This window comes from Anabaena azotica SJ-1, assembly GCF_047275885.1.
Lineage (GTDB): Bacteria > Cyanobacteriota > Cyanobacteriia > Cyanobacteriales > Nostocaceae > Trichormus_B > Trichormus_B azotica_A.
The window spans coordinates 5,909,314-5,927,167 of sequence record NZ_CP178454.1 but is presented as its reverse complement, the minus strand read 5'-3'; the positions used below and the strand labels follow the sequence as shown (position 1 = coordinate 5,927,167).

Annotated in this window: 17 protein-coding genes; 10 read left to right on the top strand and 7 right to left on the bottom strand. The window is 40.4% G+C overall.

All coding sequences use genetic code 11. The features are described from left to right. Positions 1-155: 155 nt before the first annotated feature. From ACLLO5_RS25600 to ACLLO5_RS25575, 6 genes are all read right to left on the bottom strand, one after another. Positions 156-1,655 carry an ABC transporter permease subunit gene (locus ACLLO5_RS25600; RefSeq protein WP_413173285.1) on the bottom strand — a complete coding sequence of 500 codons (1,500 nt, stop codon included), beginning with the start codon at positions 1,653-1,655 and terminating at the stop codon, positions 156-158. A 252-nt stretch (positions 1,656-1,907) separates the two neighbouring features. Beyond that, entirely contained in the window at positions 1,908-3,284 is a 1,377-nt protein-coding gene (locus ACLLO5_RS25595; RefSeq protein ID WP_413173284.1) for a DUF2330 domain-containing protein, read from the bottom strand. Positions 3,285-3,471: 187 nt separating this feature from the next. Then, entirely contained in the window at positions 3,472-4,275 is an 804-nt protein-coding gene (locus ACLLO5_RS25590) for an RnfABCDGE type electron transport complex subunit D (protein ID WP_413173283.1), read from the bottom strand. 132 nt (positions 4,276-4,407) lie between these two features. Continuing rightward, positions 4,408-5,529, bottom strand: coding sequence for a calcium-binding protein (locus ACLLO5_RS25585; RefSeq protein WP_413173282.1), 1,122 nt, complete (start codon positions 5,527-5,529; stop codon positions 4,408-4,410). 3 nt (positions 5,530-5,532) lie between these two features. After that, positions 5,533-6,810 carry an FAD-dependent hydroxylase gene (locus ACLLO5_RS25580; RefSeq protein ID WP_413173281.1) on the bottom strand — a complete coding sequence of 426 codons (1,278 nt, stop codon included), beginning with the start codon at positions 6,808-6,810 and terminating at the stop codon, positions 5,533-5,535. 90 nt (positions 6,811-6,900) lie between these two features. Next, positions 6,901-7,656 carry a YebC/PmpR family DNA-binding transcriptional regulator gene (locus tag ACLLO5_RS25575; protein WP_413173280.1) on the bottom strand — a complete coding sequence of 252 codons (756 nt, stop codon included), beginning with the start codon at positions 7,654-7,656 and terminating at the stop codon, positions 6,901-6,903. Between the two features lie 181 nt (positions 7,657-7,837). Between ACLLO5_RS25575 and ACLLO5_RS25570 the strand changes: the two genes are divergently transcribed. From ACLLO5_RS25570 to galT, 10 genes are all read left to right on the top strand, one after another. Continuing rightward, positions 7,838-8,575, top strand: coding sequence for a TIGR04255 family protein (locus ACLLO5_RS25570; RefSeq protein WP_413173279.1), 738 nt, complete (start codon positions 7,838-7,840; stop codon positions 8,573-8,575). Beyond that, the gene (locus tag ACLLO5_RS25565; RefSeq protein WP_413173278.1) at positions 8,575-8,859 is read left to right on the top strand and encodes a hypothetical protein; all 285 of its coding nucleotides are present in this window, start codon (positions 8,575-8,577) and stop codon (positions 8,857-8,859) included. Before ACLLO5_RS25570 ends, ACLLO5_RS25565 begins: the two co-directional genes overlap by 1 nt. After that, the gene (locus tag ACLLO5_RS25560; RefSeq protein WP_413173277.1) at positions 8,856-9,392 is read left to right on the top strand and encodes a hypothetical protein; all 537 of its coding nucleotides are present in this window, start codon (positions 8,856-8,858) and stop codon (positions 9,390-9,392) included. Before ACLLO5_RS25565 ends, ACLLO5_RS25560 begins: the two co-directional genes overlap by 4 nt. Positions 9,393-9,583: 191 nt before the next feature. Further along, on the top strand, positions 9,584-11,041 hold the full coding sequence (gene ffh / locus ACLLO5_RS25555; RefSeq protein WP_413173276.1) for a signal recognition particle protein: 1,458 nt from the start codon (positions 9,584-9,586) through the stop codon (positions 11,039-11,041). A 295-nt stretch (positions 11,042-11,336) separates the two neighbouring features. Then, positions 11,337-11,597, top strand: coding sequence for a 30S ribosomal protein S16 (gene rpsP, locus ACLLO5_RS25550; protein ID WP_190907218.1), 261 nt, complete (start codon positions 11,337-11,339; stop codon positions 11,595-11,597). A 7-nt stretch (positions 11,598-11,604) separates the two neighbouring features. Continuing rightward, a complete protein-coding gene (locus tag ACLLO5_RS25545; RefSeq protein WP_413173275.1) occupies positions 11,605-11,991 on the top strand; it encodes a KH domain-containing protein in 387 nt (128 codons plus the stop codon). A 396-nt stretch (positions 11,992-12,387) separates the two neighbouring features. Further along, on the top strand, positions 12,388-13,341 hold the full coding sequence (locus tag ACLLO5_RS25540) for a PhoH family protein (protein WP_413173274.1): 954 nt from the start codon (positions 12,388-12,390) through the stop codon (positions 13,339-13,341). Between the two features lie 74 nt (positions 13,342-13,415). Continuing rightward, a complete protein-coding gene (locus tag ACLLO5_RS25535; protein ID WP_413173273.1) occupies positions 13,416-13,823 on the top strand; it encodes a ChuX/HutX family heme-like substrate-binding protein in 408 nt (135 codons plus the stop codon). A 125-nt stretch (positions 13,824-13,948) separates the two neighbouring features. Beyond that, positions 13,949-14,737, top strand: coding sequence for a DUF6816 family protein (locus ACLLO5_RS25530; protein WP_413173272.1), 789 nt, complete (start codon positions 13,949-13,951; stop codon positions 14,735-14,737). An 81-nt stretch (positions 14,738-14,818) separates the two neighbouring features. Continuing rightward, positions 14,819-15,919 carry a galactose-1-phosphate uridylyltransferase gene (gene galT, locus ACLLO5_RS25525; RefSeq protein WP_413173271.1) on the top strand — a complete coding sequence of 367 codons (1,101 nt, stop codon included), beginning with the start codon at positions 14,819-14,821 and terminating at the stop codon, positions 15,917-15,919. A gap of 87 nt (positions 15,920-16,006) precedes the next feature. Here galT and bchE read toward each other — a convergent pair whose 3' ends face one another. Next, positions 16,007-17,602, bottom strand: coding sequence for a magnesium-protoporphyrin IX monomethyl ester anaerobic oxidative cyclase (gene bchE, locus ACLLO5_RS25520; RefSeq protein ID WP_413173270.1), 1,596 nt, complete (start codon positions 17,600-17,602; stop codon positions 16,007-16,009). Positions 17,603-17,854: the final 252 nt, after the last annotated feature.

The following is a 17,854-nucleotide window of genomic DNA, read 5'->3' as shown; positions in this document are numbered from 1 at the left end:
CCCCCATAAAAGCTTAACTTTTTGCGTTCATAATTTTGTTTGCCATTGATACGTAATTGTTTAAACCATAAATTTTGATTGATTGCTATTTTTTGAAGGGCGGAATGTGGACTATAATTCATTCTGAATTCTGACTCCTGAATTCTGTTCGATAATTATTTTACATTTTCTTTACTGATTGGATTCATCCATTTTTCTACCCGACTAATGGCTTGAGAAGAAACCAATGTCAAACATAAATAAATCACAGCTACCATTGCGTAAATTTCAAAAGCGCGATAATTTTCTGCAACTATTAACTGTCCTTTGCGGAACAATTCTTCAAAACCAATGACAGCTACTAAACTGGTATCTTTTAATAAACTAATAAATTCATTACCCAAAGGTGGAATCATCCGCCGGAAGGCTTGGGGAAAAATCACATGACGCATTGTTTGGAATGAGTTTAAACCTAGTGAACGGGCTGCTTCTGATTGTCCATTTTCAATTGATTGAATCCCAGCCCGGACAATTTCTGCAATGTAAGCGGCGCTATTTAAACTTAAAGCAATTACTCCAGCTACCAGGCGATTTAATGAAAAGGTCAAACCTAATTCTTGGAACAATGCTGGTAAACCAAAGTAAATCATAAATATCTGCACTAGTAAAGGAGTGCCTCGAAAAAAGTCTACATAAGCCCTTGATAACCAACGCACAGGTTTAATTACAGAAAGATGTAGAATACCAATTAAAGAACCACCAGCCAAACCAAATATTACTGATATAAATGCTAATTGTAATGTTACTAATACGCCGATTAATAAAGTTGGTAAAGATTGCCAAATTAAGCTGAGAGAATTTAACTTGGCTGTATTTTGATTTGCAAATAGTGATTTTTCTGGTAATATTGGTGGTAGAGATTTAAACCATTTTTGGTATATTTTTTGATAATTTCCATTATCTAATACCTTTTTTAAACCCTGGTTAATCAAAGATACATAGGGGGAATTTTGAGCAGTAGCAATTCCGTAAAATTCCTCTGTTAGCAATTGTGATATGACTTTGATGCCTTGAAGATTACCTGTATTAATGGCATATAGAGTTACGGGTGCATCATTAATAACTGCATCAACATTTCCATTTAGTAATTCTTGCAATGCTAGAGGTGCAGAATCAAAACTGCTAACTTGCGCCCCAGTCACACTTTTAGCTTTTTCTGCGCCTGTTGTACCAATCTGTACAGCAATTTTTTTATTTTGCAGACTGTTAAAACTAGTAATATTTTGATTATCTGAGCGAATTGCTATCGCTAACCCGGCTTTAAAATAAGGACGAGAGAAAGCTACGGTTTTCGATCTCTCTTGTGTAATGGTAATCGAACTAATTGCCGCATCTATAGTTTTAGCTTGCAGTGCGGGAATAATGCCATCAAAAGGTAAACTTTGAAATTCTACCTGAAAACTAGCAGCAGTTGCGATCGCTCTCATCAAATCAATAGAAAAACCCTGTAACTCTCCATCCTTCCCCTGAAACTCAAAAGGAGGAAAAGCTGGTTCAGTCGCTACTCGTAGAGTTTTTCCACCACTAGGATTCACACTACAACCAACTAACAAGCAACTACTTAACCCAACCACCAAAAACCAACATAACCAACGCCTAAAACTAATCTTGATCATTTTAGTCCTACTACCCAACCACGATAACCCCATAAACATAACAATCAATTTTATAACATTGGTAATGTCTCAAAAACTTTTAAAACAACCTCTTAGGACTTACCCAAGATATAACTGCAACCCTAATTCTGATGTAGGGGTAATTCATAAATTACCCCTACCTTCGTTCCCTCTTACGTATGTTCTGAGTGTATGAATATGAACATACAAATAATTACTCTAGCAGATATCTGCAATTGCAACCCGTGATATTTAAAATCCAAAAAACATCAGCATATTTTCCCACCAAGAAGTTGTGAGATTTCCAACACTCAGCTTCATTTTTTGGCGAATATCTTGAATCTTCCAGTTTGTTAACTGCGCTAGAGTTTGTGCTTCTTGTTCAAAACGTCGAGACAAAGACCGTTTATATTCTCTACCAGCAGAACATTGTGCATTTCCTGTAAACGGATGTTGTAAAACATAACGTCCTTGAAAAGATTCTCGGTTAGAAGTTGTTTGAAACATCAAATCTTCAGGAAACTTATTACGAGTGTAGCGGACGTGCAAACGGGTAATGAAAACATTACTGGTGGGAAAGGAACGACCAAAACCAGATGGTGCTATTCTATTATTCTCAACATTATTATCTAACCAAAATACACCTGCTTGCTTGAGTTCTTCATTATTGAGAGGTTCAGCAGAACAAGGATCACAATTACTCATATCCCACGCATATTCCAGAAAAGCAACTTTTTTATCTTCTTTGGTGTAAGAAGTTTGGAACATGGATTTATAAAAATCGCCAAATTCGTTTTTCACAAACACAGGAATATTGACACTAGAAGGAACTTTTACTGTCCGGTAGTTAGTGACTTCTGCCTGTCCTTTGGGTGAGAGGATATAAACAATTAAATCTTGCTCAGATGTAGAATTAATCATACCCAAACGAATGGGTAACATAAACTTGGGTGATTCGTAGGAAATTTGTAAAGGTCGGAGAAATTGATAACCAGATTCCTCAAATTTATCTAAGTTAACTTTAGCAACAAAGAATTTCATGGAAGAACGAATATAGGGTTTTAGTAATTGATTTGCCCCTCTAGGAATTTTGTACCCATTACGTCGCAGCCAAGTTTCTAACCCACCAGATTCTTTGGCACTGAGGATGAGAATATCATATTCACCCACATTGAACTTTGCTTCGACAGTGACACCCAAACTATTATCTTGGCTCATATTTTTTTCAGCACTCCCTCTTGTTGCTGCTGCCATTGGTACTTGCATTTCCCGTGTTCTGTAAGCTGGGGCGCATGGGTCTTCATCAAAATATTCTACTAATCTAGGGGCGCTAAAAGCGTCTAATCGTTCAATAATTTTAGGTTCGGCAACACGCACTTGTTCTTCTTTGATTACTGTTGGTACAGGGACGACTACAGCAAAGTCTTTAACCTCACCTTGAAAGTCATTAGCCATTGTTAAGACTGTTTTATTCCCATCTCTGGCAATCACAACTTGAGAAGCTTTGTTGTACAATTTAGTATCGGCTTTGGCAACATAAAATCCACAAAAAGCTATCGCTGTCGGTGCAAAAGATAAGACAGCGATAAGTGCTATTATTAAAGGGATGAATAAGTTAAATTTTTTCATTGTTTTAGTGATTGGTAATTGGTGATTGGTAATTGGGAAGAATAAACTTTTCCCTGTTCCCTGTTCCCTGTTTTGGTGATTGGTGATTGGTGATTGGTAATTGGTAATTGGTAATTGGGAAGAATAAACTTTTGCCTTTTCCCTGTTCCCTGTTCCCTGTTCCCTATTCCCTGTTCCCTATTCGCTTTTATGATTCTTTCAGCCAAGAAAATCTAGGTGAGAACCAGAGAGTGTCTATGAGAATAGTTAATGGTGCAAGGGCAAATAGCGCCCAAAAAACGGCTGTAGAAAGGAAGAAATAATTCCGCAAAATAAAGGTGACTATGGCAATACAAACCGCCCAAATTATACGACCTGTACGCGCATTAGGAATAGACCGGGGATCTGTCACCATAAATAAGGCAAACAGTATTAAGGAACCACTCATTAACCGATGTAAGTAAACATCCCAAGTCCAACCTAACCAAATATTACGCACTGCTTCCAGTAGAGAGTATGCACCTAAAAAGGCGGCGGTGGTGTCCCAACGACCAACTCGTTGCAAAATCATGCCCCCAGTGCCGGCAAATAAAAGCCCATACCACCATTCTTCTCCCCACTGTCCAGGGGAAACCCAAGCGTCAGGGGTGAGGGCTAAGGCGGAAATAATGCCAAAGTTGGCGGGGTTAAAAAAATGCTTATCACCAGTTTGGAAGACAAATTTGCTACCTATTGCGGTAGCTGCGGCTAAAGCCATGGTTGTCCAATGGTCAGCCCGTAGTAATAAACTGAGTCCGAGAGATGTAATTAAGGCGCTGCGGAGATTAAAGGACGGTGGTTTGTCATTTGCGTGTTTGCTAATCACTAATGACAATATCCATTGGGTTGATAGACAAGTGGCGATCGCTATTAAGATTAATTCAGGCCGCAATGTCCAGTCTCTTGTGCCAATCCCTAAAATCAGGAATAGACTCAGAAATAGAATTTGATAATCTCGAATATCTTTAAACATTACCCCTTGATGCGGGGATTTCCCCTAACTTTCTCATCAAATTTAGACGAGAGTAGGGCTAAATACTATTCTTGTTACAATTTTTGTTACAGATTTTGTGGCAAATATACAAATACAGCCAGAAGAGCGCCGTTAAAGCAACACCAGATCCGATAAAATATTAAAACCGAGAGGATTGTTAACTATGGTAGCGAATTGAGTAGACTTGAAGAATAGATCACCTGTACTGGAGTCGTAAGTAAACTGGCTGAGGGAAGAAGCACCAAATCCCACTTGATCAATCAGAATTTTATCCTTTTCGCTGGACTCGAAATCCATAATAATATCAATGCCTGCGGATAGATAGATAAAGTAGAAGTAATCTGCACCAGCGCCTCCATAAAGCACGTCATTACCCCCATTACCAAGTAGGAGGTCATCTCCTGCACCACCGAAAAGGGTGTCTATATCGTCTCCACCCAATAATTGATCATTACCGTTCTCGCCATAAATGTAACCGCCACCTGGACCTGCATAAATACTATCATCACCATCTCTGCCATAGATAGTGTCATTACCGCCATAGCCATAAAGCAGATTATTACCACTATTACCAATGATAGTATTATCTACACTACTGCCCTCAGCAATAAGATGAGAAGTTCCTGTCAGAATGATGTTTTCTGGATCACTTCTCATAGTTAGGTCAAGGGAAGAAGAATAACTTCTCAGCAGGTAGTTAACAGAAGCATAAACCGTGTCTATACCCTCACCAAAATTTTCGGCTACTATGTCATCTATGTGATCAACATAGTAAATATCATTACCAGCACCACCATACATTATGTCAGCACCGGCACCACCGTTGATGGTGTCATTGCCACCATAGCCATAAATAATATTGTTGGCGCTATTTCCGTTAATGACATTATTTAAACTGTTGCCATATCCATTGATGACACCAGTTCCTGTCAAACTCAGGTTTTCTACATTGTTTCTGAGACTGTAGCTAACAGAAGCATAAACCGTGTCTATACCCTCATTAAAATTCTCGGCTACTATATCATCTATATTATCAACGTAGTAAGAATCATTGCCAGTGCCACCATACATCGTGTCCACACCGGCACCACCGTCAAGAATATCATTACCACCATAGCCGTAAATTGTGTCTGCAACACTTGTACCTGTAAGTATGGGGTAAAATATTAGATAGGGGTAAGTACCTTGAAAAGTACCATTGTCATTGTAATTAGTGCCATTAATAGTAGCCATTTGCTATCTGGTGATAATTTTACCTTGTTTCCCTAATTCTGGTGTTTTTCCCTTCAAGCCAATCATCAATTTGAGTGCAAATATTTTGAGCATGGGTAATCGCTCCATCAACCATAAACCCAAACGTCGAATAATGACAACGGGTAAAAAATTATTAGAAAAAACTCTATCTAACAAATCTGTAAAACCTAAAATTGTCAGGTTTTCTTTTTTTCGCCAACTTTCATATTTTTTCAGAACTTCAATTTTACCGATATCTTCACCGGCTTGGTGTGCTGTTTGGATGACTTCTGCTAAAGCAGCTGCGTCACGAATCCCTAAATTTAAACCTTGTCCACCGACGGGGTGACAATTGTGTGCTGCGTCACCGACTAAAGCTAAACGAGGGAGAACATAGCGATCGCTCTGCATCAACTGTACCTGAAAAATAAAGCGATCGCCTAATAATTCCAATTTACCCATCTGATCACCATAACGCTTGGTGAGTTCAGCCAAAAATTCCTCATCATTCAAAGCACACAAAGCTTTTGCTTCTTCATGGGGTGCAGTCCAAACAATGCGGCAACGATTACCCGGTAAAGGTAAAATTGCAAAAGGGCCACTAGACCAAAATTTTTCGTAGGCTGTATAGTTATGTGATTTTTCTGGTTTCACAAAAGCCACAATACAAGACTGCCAATATTTCCAGCCTTTTGTTTTAATTCCCGCTGCTTGACGAATTGGTGACTTTGAACCATCAGCGGCTGCTAATAATTTACTGCGAATTAACCGATTCTCACCTTCAACCTTGATATTAATGGTAACTATATCTTGCTCATTCTGCGTACTGACTACTTCCGCAGGACACAGATACGTGACATTTTCACAACTTTGCACAAATTCCTGTAAAGGTTGTAACAGTGCATAATGTTCTGCTACATAACCTAATTCTTGTAACCCTAAATCAGAATTTTGAAATTGCACCACCTCAGAATAATCTGCGTCAGATAAACGCACCTGTCTATATTTAGCGATATTAGGCAGGATTTTGTCCCAAATGCCAATTCCTTGAAAAATTCGGGCTGACAACAGATGTACAGCATAAGCTTGGCCTTTAGCTACTGCTGCCGATGCCACCTTAGCTTCAATTAACAGTATACTTAAACCAGAATTTTTTAAAGCAGCAGCCAGAGTTAAACCAACAATCCCACCACCAACAATTACCAAATCATAATCATATCCCCGTTGGTTTGTGGGTGTGTGAGAAGAGGGAAGAGTTTGAGTAAGCTGGGTAAGTGACATTGTTAAGATAGATGAAGGCGTTTTACCTATTATTTTTACGCAATTTCCCTAAGAGAGCAAGCGATCGCAGCCAGTTAACCGTGCAGAACATTAAGCCATTGCAGCCATTAAATTCTCCGCCATTTCAAAATTAGCCGTGACATTCTGCACATCATCTAACCCTTCTAAAGTATCAATTAATTTCAGCAAAGATTTAGCCTGATCAGGATCTGTAACTTCCACCTGATTACCAGGAATCCAACGCAACTCTATATCTGTAACCTTAAAACCTTTTGTTTTCAATGTTTGACTCAGTTTTTCTAAATTTCCCACCTCAGTCAAAACCTCAGCCATGTCCTCAGCAATCATTTCATAGGACTCAGCATCACCTTCCAGTGAAGCTTCTAAAAGCTGTTCTTCATTAAAACGACCCTCAACTATACACACCCCTTTTTGGGCAAACATCCAACTCACACAACCAGTTTCCCCCAAATTTCCGCCATTTTTGCTAAAAGAAACCCGCAAATCTGCGGCTGTGCGATTACGATTATCTGTGAGGGCTTCAATTAAAATCGCCACACCACCAGGGCCATAACCTTCATAGCGAATTTCTTCTAAACTGGAATTATCGCCGCCAAAAGTACCCGCACCTTTAGCGATCGCTCTCTCAATATTATCATTAGGAATACCCGCCGCCTTCGCCTTATCAATTGCCGTCCGCAGTTGAAAATTTCCCGCCGGATCTGGTACACCATTTCTAGCTGCAACTATAATCGCCCGCGATAGCTGCGTAAAGACATTTCCCCTTTTTGCATCTACTACCGCCTTTTGACGCTTAATATTTGCCCATTTACTATGTCCTGCCATAACTTAAAAAATATTAACTCTCTACTCAAACATTAGGATATATCTAGCTTTTACCCAGATGCAAATCTCAGGTGGAAAAACCGTGGATATTTGCTAGAAAAATAAAAGCAGGGGAGGAAATTGTAAAAAAACTGTAAGCTGCATTGTCCTAATTTATCAGGCAGTTTACAATAATTTAGATATGCAACTAAGAAAACACTACTCACACGCCCCAATCACCGAAGCAGTGATTAACTTACAAGCTCAACTCTCACCAGAAGTTAATCTTGACATTTTGTCGCGGATGTACTCCAGTATTCAAGCAGAGTATCCAAAGCGTGAAAATATGTTAGTTTTACAAGGTGAAATGATGGGAGGTGCTAGTGTAGCAGCGAAAGCAAGTCAGTCTCATATCGGTTACAGAGTTCTCAGTAGTGATGAAAAATATATTTGTCAACTGCGTTTAGACGGTTTTGCATTCAGTCGTTTAGCTCCTTATGATTGTTGGGAAATATTCCGAGATGAAGCAAAGCGACTATGGAGTATATACAATTCTCTGACTAATCCACAATCTATTAATAGGGTAGGACTCAGATACATTAACAGAATAGATATACCGCTGCCTTTTGGTGATTTACAAGAATATTTAAGAACATTTCCTGAAGTTTCTGCTGATTTATCCCCAGGTCTAAGTGGATATTTCATGCAGTTACAAATTCCCCAAGAGAATCTAGCAGGAATGCTAGTTCTGAATCAAGCAATTGTTCCTTCATCTACAGAAGAAATTATTTCTATCCTATTAGATTTAGACTTTTTTGTAGAACAAAATATTTCTAATCCAGATACTGGAATATGGGATATTTTGGAACAAATGCACACACAGAATAATCAAGCCTTTGAAGCTTGTATTACAGAACGCACAAGGGAGTTGATTCAGTAATGGCTACCATCACAAAATTACCACCTACTCATAGAAATCTTAGTCCACCAAAACCGCTAATTTTAGATTCAACAACAAGTTCACAACTACAAAGCCCAGAAGGACAAATAATAAATGATCTTTTGCAAAAAATTACATCTATTCAAGATTATTTAGAATCTCTGCCAGTCAATAATGAAATAGATTATAAGCCTGTGCCACCCAAACGCTCAGAGCGTGTAATTATGCGTGCAAAATACAAAGGGCGTGGAAAACCTTTGCCATATCCTCTAGACGAAGAATGACCATAGAAAATTTCTGGGTGCAAATAAATGAAGCCGCACTCAGGCAAGGAGATTTCCTTCCTGGGTGTCTTGTACCAATACCAGTGTTTGACCCTACAAAATTTGGAAAAAATAGCCCAACTCAAGAAGTAGAAATAGAAATAGAAGAATACGATTTAATTATTTTAACTCAAAGCTGTGACTTAGAAAATGGCAAAATAAGTCGGGTTTTATTATGTCCAATTTACTCAATTTCTGAATATGAAGAAACTAACCAGGGATTTAAAAAGAAGGGTGTATGGAATGAAGTTTTAACAGGTAGACGTGAGGGTTTACATTTATTATCTTCACCGATTAGCCCAGAGAATAATAGAGAAGCACTGGTGGTAGATTTTCGACAAGTATATAGTTTACCCTATGATTATGTCTTCAAACACGCTACACAATTAGGATATCGGTGGCGGTTAAAATCTCCTTATTTAGAACACTTTTCTCAAGCATTCGCAAGATTATTTATGCGGGTTGGTTTACCATCTTCAATCCCACGTTTTTAATAACAGACAAATGAAAACAAGGTTGTGGTAGTGCAAGAAAAAATAGTCCCCAAGACAAAACTCAGTTGCTACAGCTGCGGTAAAAACTACTAAGCTGGTAATATAGCACATTCAAACTTTACCGGATATCCTGGAGCGCCATATCAGCGGTTCAGATTTTCTCACTGGCTAACTTACGTTGTAACTGAATTATGTTTGATGCATTATCTGATCGTTTAGAATCTGCCTGGAAAAAACTGCGGGGACAAGATAAAATCTCTCAATCCAACATTCAAGATGCTTTGCGCGAAGTGCGTCGCGCCTTGTTGGAAGCAGATGTTAACCTCCAGGTAGTCAAAGATTTTATTACCGAAGTCGAAACCAAAGCTCAGGGAGCCGAAGTCATCTCCGGTGTACGTCCTGATCAACAGTTTATCAAAATTGTTTACGATGAACTTGTGCAGGTAATGGGGGAAGAAAATGTTCCCCTAGTAGAAGTTGAGGGTAAAACTACCGTCGTATTAATGGCAGGTTTACAGGGGACTGGTAAAACCACTGCTACCGCCAAATTAGCCTTACATTTACGGAAATTAAATCGTAGTTGCTTGTTAGTCGCCACAGACGTATATCGTCCCGCAGCTATTGATCAGCTTTTGACACTGGGTAAGCAAATTGACGTACCTGTGTTTGAATTAGGAAGCGACGCTGATCCTGTAGAAATTGCCCGTCAAGGTGTGGAACGCGCTAGAAATGAAGGCATTAATACCGTTATTGTTGATACTGCCGGACGCTTACAAATTGACCAAGACATGATGGCGGAATTATCCCGCATTAAGTCAACTATCGAACCTGACGAAACTTTGTTAGTCGTGGATTCAATGACGGGTCAAGAAGCCGCAAATCTAACTCGTACCTTTCACGACCAAATCGGTATTACTGGGGCAATTCTCACTAAATTAGACGGTGATAGCCGGGGTGGTGCGGCGCTGTCAGTCAGACAAATTTCTGGTGCGCCAATTAAGTTTGTCGGTGTGGGTGAAAAAGTCGAGGCACTACAACCGTTTTATCCTGAACGGATGGCTTCACGGATTTTAGGAATGGGTGATGTTCTTACCTTAGTAGAGAAAGCCCAAGAAGAAATTGACTTGGCAGATGCTGAGAAAATGCAGGAGAAAATCCTGTCAGCAAAGTTTGATTTTACAGACTTTCTCAAACAATTACGCCTCATGAAAAATATGGGGTCTTTGGGTGGAATCATGAAATTGATTCCGGGTATGGGTAAGCTTTCAGATGACCAGTTGAAGCAGGGGGAAACCCAGCTAAAACGCTGTGAAGCCATGATCAATTCCATGACCAAACAAGAACGCCGTGATCCGGATTTATTAGCGAGTTCTCCCAGTCGGCGACGACGCATTGCTTCTGGTGCTGGCTATAGAGAGTCAGATGTCAGCAAGTTGGTGGGAGATTTCCAAAAAATGCGATCGCTCATGCAACAAATGGGTCAAGGCAACTTCCCCGGTATGCCAGGAATGTTTGGCGGCGGCGCTATGGGCAACCCCTTAGCCGCAGGAAATCGACCTGCACCAGGTTGGCGCGGTTATCCCGGTGGCGTACCACCAACCAAAAAGAAAAAGAAAGAGAAAAAGAAAAAAGGCTTTGGCACACTTTAGGTGACAGGTGACAGGTGACAGGGAATAGGAGTTCAGGAGTAAGAAGAAAGAATTAAAATTTCCCCCTGCCCCTCTGCTCCTCTGCTCCTCTGCTCCCCTGCTCCTCTGCTCCCCCTGCCCCCCATCTCCCCCATCCTCCCCATTCCCTATCACCTTCCCCCAATAATGCCTAGCAAGTGCTAAAATTGTCATTTCAGTATTGGAAGTTTTGAACAGAGGCCGTTTAGCCTAGTCACTATCTTCATCAACACAGTCACAAAATCACAACTTACAAACAGGACAACGAGTTCTCAACATGATCAAACTGCGCTTAAAGCGATTTGGTAAAAAGCGGGAGGCAAGTTACCGCATTATTGCTATTAACGACCTGTCTCGCCGTGATGGTCGTCCCCTAGAAGAACTAGGATTTTATAACCCCAGAACCGATGAAGTCCGATTGGATATTCCCGGTATCGTTAAGCGACTACAACAAGGCGCTCAACCCACGGATACAGTTCGTCGCATTTTAGTAAAAGCTAACGTTTTTGAACAAGTCAGTGCAACAGCCGCATCGTAATCTGGAGATGAAATCATCAACAGCCAGTCCTAACTATGTTGGGCTGGTAAAATTTCTTGTGCAGCCGTTTTTAGAATCTCCAGAGTCTTTAAGCGTCGATTGTGAAATGTCTCACATCCTCAAACGAGCTTGGATTCGCATCGCTTTTGACCCGACAGACAAAGGAAAAGTCTTTGGTCGGGGGGGGCGCAATATTCAGGCGATTCGCACGGTGGTTGCAGCAGCAGCAGAATTTGCTGGGCAATCAGTATACCTGGACATCTACGGCAGCAGTTCCCAAAGTCGGGATGGTATGTCTTTCGATGAAGAACAGGAAGAAAGAATACCCCCACCAAGATCAAGAGAAAGAACAGGAAACATACCCAGACCTGTTGCGAAACCCCGTTTCCAGTAGGTCTAAACTGGTAAATTTAAGCGGACTTACCCAGTAATCAGTTCTGGGAAAAATGGAGACAGGTGGCAACAAGATTGTCAAATCTTTTCGGTATCTCTCGTTACTCTGACGGAGTTACCAATAAAGTACAGACATCTGTTGCCAGCCTATTCTCAGAATCAATTGGATTTTAGATTTTGGATTTTAGAGCAAAGTATTTATAGCCAGTTCACTCAAAATAAGCCGAAGCGTATTGTCCTGACTCCTGAACTCTTGCAATTTTTTCAGCATATTCTAGGTTAAAATATTGTAAATTCTTATAAACATTTAAAAAAATTCAAAAAATTATTCTGCTGGATTCTTCAGGACAACATCATCTTGATCAAGAACTGCTCCTCACATTATTACTAAAAAACTATGGCAGGTGCTTTAACAATTCAGCTGCCTAATATTCCCAGTGCGATCGCTCTAGGGGGATATGGGGAAGCAAATCTCAAATTTCTATCTCAACAAACAGGAGCCAGCTTAGTTTTACGTGGACAGGAACTCCTGATAGCTGGTACAGACAAGCAGGTTGATCTAGCAGCGCGATTAGTGCGATCGCTCGAAAACCTGTGGAGTAAAGGCAATAATATCTCAACTGCGGATATTTTAACAGCCCGTCAAGCCATAGAGAGCGATCGTCAAGGTGAACTACAAGACCTACAGCGAGATATCCTCGCCAAAAGTCGTCGTAATCAAGAAATCCGTGCTAAAACCTTTCGTCAAAGACAATATATTGAAGCCATTCGCAAACGCGACCTCACCTTTGGTATTGGTCCTGCTGGAACCGGTAAAACCTATCTTGCTGTCGTCGTCGCTGTCCAAGAACTTCTATCTAATCAATTTGAACGGTTAATTTTAACTCGTCCAGCGGTAGAAGCAGGAGAGAAATTAGGATTTTTGCCAGGAGACCTACAACAAAAAGTCAATCCCTATCTTCGTCCCCTTTATGATGCCATCAATGAATTCATCGACCCTGAAAAAGTCCCTAATTTAATGGAACGTGGAGTAATTGAAGTTGCACCACTCGCTTATATGCGTGGACGCACCTTAAACAATGCCTTCGTAATTGTTGATGAAGCTCAAAATACCACACCAGCACAAATGAAAATGGTTTTAACCCGTCTGGGTTTTGGTTCACGAATGGTAATTACAGGTGACATCACACAAACAGATTTACCACTTCACCAACAATCAGGATTAACAGTAGCTTTACAAATTTTGAAGCACGTTGAAGGCATTGCTTTTTGTGAATTTACCCAAAAAGATGTAGTTCGTCATCCTTTAGTACAGCGTATTGTTGCCGCTTACGAAGATCACGAAAAGTAGGGGCGGGGTCTCCCCACCCTGGTAAATCAGTCCTTGGTCATTAGTAAAAAAGTAAAAAAGTAAAAAACTAAGTTATGAGTACAACATTGAGAGAATTTTTGGAAGCTTGTGAAAATTTAGGAACTTTACGTTTAATTGTCACCAGCAGCGCCGCAGTTTTAGAAGCACGTGGAAAAATAGAAAAGCTATTTTACGCAGAACTTCTCAAAGGCAAATATGCCAATATGCACACTGAAGGATTTGAATTTCATTTGAATATGGACAAAATTACTCAAGTGAAATTTGAAACAGGTGAAGCAAAAAGAGGTAATTTTACAACCTATGCAATCCGGTTTGTAGATGAGAAACAAGAACCTGCTTTAAGCATATTTTTACAATGGGGTAAACCCGGAGAATATGAACCAGGTCAAGTAGAAAACTGGCAAGCTTTACGGGAGAAATATGGAGAAGTTTGGCAACCTTTACCCATCGAAACTTTGTAATTTAATATCTAAATCCCCTCGTTTCCCTCGTTCCCAGTCTCCGACTGGGAATGCCCATTAGAGGCTCTGCCTCCCTTAAATAAATATAAATTAACACCCATAAGCAACACTAAAAAAGTAATTTTATGTTTTTTATCAGAGTGCTTTTGAGTTTTTGCTTAATACTTTCACTCCTGCTAGGAAATGGAGAAGCACAAGCAGGTGAATTAGCAGAACGATTAGCAAATTTTCCTCAGTGGCAAAAATTAACATCAGTCAAACCAGTAGCAGGAGATTTAATTTACCCTGACTGGATGGCTGGTACATGGAAAGTCACAAGCACATTAGTAGATTTAGCCGCACCTCTAGCACCAGATATTGTGACACCTGGATTTGAAGGAAATCGCCAACAACTAAATCAACCTGTGAGCTTTTTCGTCAGATTTGTGAAAATTAAACCGCCTATTTCTCAATTAAAACTGATTCCTAAAATAGATAATTTATCCAAAATATTAGTAGCTGATAGAGTCTTTAATAGTTTAAATTTATCCAGAGCTTATTTAGGTAATGACACTGTATTAGCAAGTAAAATAGATCCAGAATCTCCTAATCGTCAAATTACCTTTTTTCGTGGTGAACGACAATTAGTTTCTATTGTCACTGCACGTGCAACAGAGAAATCAAATAATCAGTTTATTACCACAGAAGTTTTTCAACAATATTTTAAAGGTGGTTCTCGTGCCTATTTTAATAATGTAGAATCTACAACTGCTTATCATCAACTTGCATCATCAAACCCAGCAATTGAAGCAGATCAAGTTACTGCGGTTTACCTCTCTCCCCAAGATCCTGATTATTTTACCGCAGGTTCTCAACCAGTAGCACTTTATCGTTATCGTCTGGAGTTTTTCCCCTTAGCACAGCCAAATCAATAACTCCAGATTATTGTACGGCGATCGCACACCAAAATTTTCCATTGAGGCAATCCGCGCTGCAACCCTCTCAGGACAAGGATTATGTACTCCCACAAGCTGTTAAAGCCCGACGGACGGAAATTGACTTTATACAGTCGCTATCCCATAGCCAGCCAGCTAGAAGCTACTAGCCCTAGTAACGAACCAGTGCAAGCTAATCCGCACCTGCGCTGGCACCCCTTGCGGGGTGAATGGGTGGCTTATGCTAGTCATCGTCAAGGGCGGACATTTATGCCACCTCCAGAATATAACCCCCTTGCGCCGACCATTGACCCCAAGTTTCCCACGGAACTACCCCAAGGTAAGTATGATGTGGCTGTGTTTGATAACCGCTTTCCCTCAATGATTCCTACAGCCAAGAATTCACCTGAATCCATTGTGGAAACTTTACCCGCCAATGGAGCGTGTGAGGTGGTGGTTTTTACTCAGGATGCTCGGACTTCCCTGAGTTTATTAGAATTGTCGCACCTAGATTTGCTATTGAAAGTGTGGGGCGATCGCACTCTTGAACTGGGAAACAATCCCCAAATTCAGTACGTCCTACCTTTTGAAAATAAAGGTGTAGAGGTGGGTGTGACATTGCACCATCCCCACGGACAAATTTACGCCTATCCTTTTGTACCACCTGTTCCGGCGCGGATGTTGTCAATGCAGCAAGAGTATTATCAGGAACATGGGCGTGGGTTACTGCAAGATTTGATTGAGAAGGAGATTGCAGACAACCAAAGGATTATTTATCAAGATCAAGATGCGATCGCATTTGTCCCAGCTTGTGCGCGTTACCCCTATGAAGTTTGGATTGCACCAATTCAGCCAGTCAGCAGTTTTACAGAACTTACCCCAGAACAGCGTTTTGGACTGGCTAAGGCATTAAAAACCGTCACCCTCAAATATGACGGCTTGTGGAATCGTCCTTTCCCTTATTTAATGTCTTGGTTTCAAGCTCCAACGGATGGTTTAGCACATCCTGAAGCACATTTACACGCCCAGTTTTATCCACCATACCGCACGAGCGATCGCTTGAAGTATTTAGCAGGAACGGAACTGGCAGCGGGGATGTTTGCTAATGACGCTTTACCAGAGGAGAAAGCCAAGGAATTGCAAGCAGTGAGAGTTAATCTCAGAATGCCAGTTTCGCCATAAAAAGGGTGAATTTTCATATCAAATTAATCCCTCCTGCCTTCTGCCTCCTGCCTCCTGCCTCCTGCCTTGCCCGAAGAGTATCCCCTGTTACACCTGTTTATGCTCAACAAACTCCGGCAGTTCATTGGGTGCGCCACAGGCAGAAATATTACCTGTAAAATTTACATCCGCCATCAGTTCTGGATGTTCTTGTTTACGCTGGGCAATTTGTTCGCGGGTGAGAATCTTGGATTCATCAAAACCTAGCTCAACTTCCGTGTGCAAACCTTTGTATTTCAATCGTTTGAGGTTGTAGAAGCGTTTGTTGAGGGTGGTTTTTACGAAAGCCTTCAAGCAACCTAAAAGATATTTGCGTTTAAACGCATCCTTGACAAACCAATACTCAATAGTTTTGCGGAGGTAAAAACGGGCATAATTTCGCAGCACTCCTTTGAGGACATCTTCCCGTTCCATTGCATCGGGCTTCATGATTGGGGTGACAAAGTTATATTGAGAATAATCTCGAACTTCGACGCGATCGCCTAAATCCTGAAATAATTCTGAAAATGGCCAAGGAGTAAACATATTCCAGTTTACCATGTCTGCTTTCCAATCCAAAGCCATTTTATAGGTTTCCTCAATTGTCTCTGGGGTTTCATTTTCCAAACCCATAATAAATTGAGCCTCAGCCACCATACCATTTTGCTTTAACAATTGAATTGCCCGTTTATTTTCTTCTATCGTCGTTTCTTTACGGAACAAATTCAACTTTAATTGTGCTGCGGCTTCTGTCCCCAAGGAAACATGAACCAGTCCGGCTTTGCGGTAAAGTGGTAAATCGTGTTCATCCCGCAATATATCTGTCACCCTGGTATTAATTCCCCAGTAAACCCCCAAATTGCGTTCAATTAACTCATTACACAAAGCAATGAATTTGGGTTTATTAATAGTAGGTTCTTCATCAGCCAGAATGAAAAACCCTACTTGATGTTCTTTCACCAAAATTTCAATTTGATCAACAAATTGTTTGGGAGTACCAGAACGGTATTTACGCCAAAATGCCCACTGGGAACAAAAACGGCAGGAAAAAGGACATCCTCTAGCATAGTTGGGAACAGCTACCCGCACATTCAGAGGAGTATAGATATATTTACTCCAATCTAATAGACTCCAATCTGGCGTGAGGGTATCTAAATCAGCAATAGGAGGATGGGCTGGTGTAGCGATAACTTGACCATTTTCTAAGAAAGCAATACCTAATATATTACGGCGTTCATTTTGATCTGTTCCATGAGCGATCGCATTCATCAAATTAACTGTAATCTCTTCCCCTTCTCCGCGTATAATATAATCAACCCAAGGAGCTTCATCGAGAACTTCATTGTACATATAGGTAGGATGAACCCCACCCATAATTGTCTTCGCTTGGGGACAAACTTCTTTAACAATCTTCAGAGTTTTTTCAGATTGGTAAATCATCGGTGTAATTGCCGTTGCCAAAACCACATCTGGCTGATGCTTATTAATAATATCCGCTAAAGCATCATCAGAAATATAATCGGTCATAGCATCGACAAAACAAATGTCGGTAAAACCTGCTGATTTCAACGCCCCACCAACATAAGGAACCCAACTAGGTGGCCAATTTCCAGCAATTTCTGCACCACCAGAATGATAATTGGGTTGAATCATTAGAATCCGCATAATCTATCTCCTAACTCTTACCAGAGGACTCAAAAATTGAAAATATCCCGCTTTCAACAGCTTTGCTTCTACCAAATTCAAAAGAGAGAAAGCCTTATGGATAAATTTTTACTAATTGAGATGAGACGAAAGCAATCAGTAGTCAATTACTGATCCAAACTTCTTATTACCTGATGTTTGTTTTGTAAATTAATGGATCAACTAATTCACTTACATAACTTTATAGCTATACAACCTTAATGAGAAAGAAAG

What these genes read in the sequence shown, in the direction of transcription:
- ACLLO5_RS25595 (WP_413173284.1), bottom strand. Translation starts at nt 3,284, where the DNA reads ATGAAAAAATTTAACTTATTCATCCCTTTAATAATAGCACTTATCGCT.
- ffh (WP_413173276.1), top strand. Translation starts at nt 9,584, where the DNA reads ATGTTTGATGCATTATCTGATCGTTTAGAATCTGCCTGGAAAAAACTG.
- ACLLO5_RS25535 (WP_413173273.1), top strand. Translation starts at nt 13,416, where the DNA reads ATGAGTACAACATTGAGAGAATTTTTGGAAGCTTGTGAAAATTTAGGA.
- ACLLO5_RS25590 (WP_413173283.1), bottom strand. Translation starts at nt 4,275, where the DNA reads ATGTTTAAAGATATTCGAGATTATCAAATTCTATTTCTGAGTCTATTC.
- ACLLO5_RS25545 (WP_413173275.1), top strand. Translation starts at nt 11,605, where the DNA reads ATGAAATCATCAACAGCCAGTCCTAACTATGTTGGGCTGGTAAAATTT.
- ACLLO5_RS25580 (WP_413173281.1), bottom strand. Translation starts at nt 6,810, where the DNA reads ATGTCACTTACCCAGCTTACTCAAACTCTTCCCTCTTCTCACACACCC.
- ACLLO5_RS25570 (WP_413173279.1), top strand. Translation starts at nt 7,838, where the DNA reads ATGCAACTAAGAAAACACTACTCACACGCCCCAATCACCGAAGCAGTG.
- ACLLO5_RS25575 (WP_413173280.1), bottom strand. Translation starts at nt 7,656, where the DNA reads ATGGCAGGACATAGTAAATGGGCAAATATTAAGCGTCAAAAGGCGGTA.
- ACLLO5_RS25560 (WP_413173277.1), top strand. Translation starts at nt 8,856, where the DNA reads ATGACCATAGAAAATTTCTGGGTGCAAATAAATGAAGCCGCACTCAGG.
- ACLLO5_RS25585 (WP_413173282.1), bottom strand. Translation starts at nt 5,529, where the DNA reads ATGGCTACTATTAATGGCACTAATTACAATGACAATGGTACTTTTCAA.
- ACLLO5_RS25540 (WP_413173274.1), top strand. Translation starts at nt 12,388, where the DNA reads ATGGCAGGTGCTTTAACAATTCAGCTGCCTAATATTCCCAGTGCGATC.
- bchE (WP_413173270.1), bottom strand. Translation starts at nt 17,602, where the DNA reads ATGCGGATTCTAATGATTCAACCCAATTATCATTCTGGTGGTGCAGAA.
- ACLLO5_RS25600 (WP_413173285.1), bottom strand. Translation starts at nt 1,655, where the DNA reads ATGATCAAGATTAGTTTTAGGCGTTGGTTATGTTGGTTTTTGGTGGTT.
- rpsP (WP_190907218.1), top strand. Translation starts at nt 11,337, where the DNA reads ATGATCAAACTGCGCTTAAAGCGATTTGGTAAAAAGCGGGAGGCAAGT.
- galT (WP_413173271.1), top strand. Translation starts at nt 14,819, where the DNA reads ATGTACTCCCACAAGCTGTTAAAGCCCGACGGACGGAAATTGACTTTA.
- ACLLO5_RS25565 (WP_413173278.1), top strand. Translation starts at nt 8,575, where the DNA reads ATGGCTACCATCACAAAATTACCACCTACTCATAGAAATCTTAGTCCA.
- ACLLO5_RS25530 (WP_413173272.1), top strand. Translation starts at nt 13,949, where the DNA reads ATGTTTTTTATCAGAGTGCTTTTGAGTTTTTGCTTAATACTTTCACTC.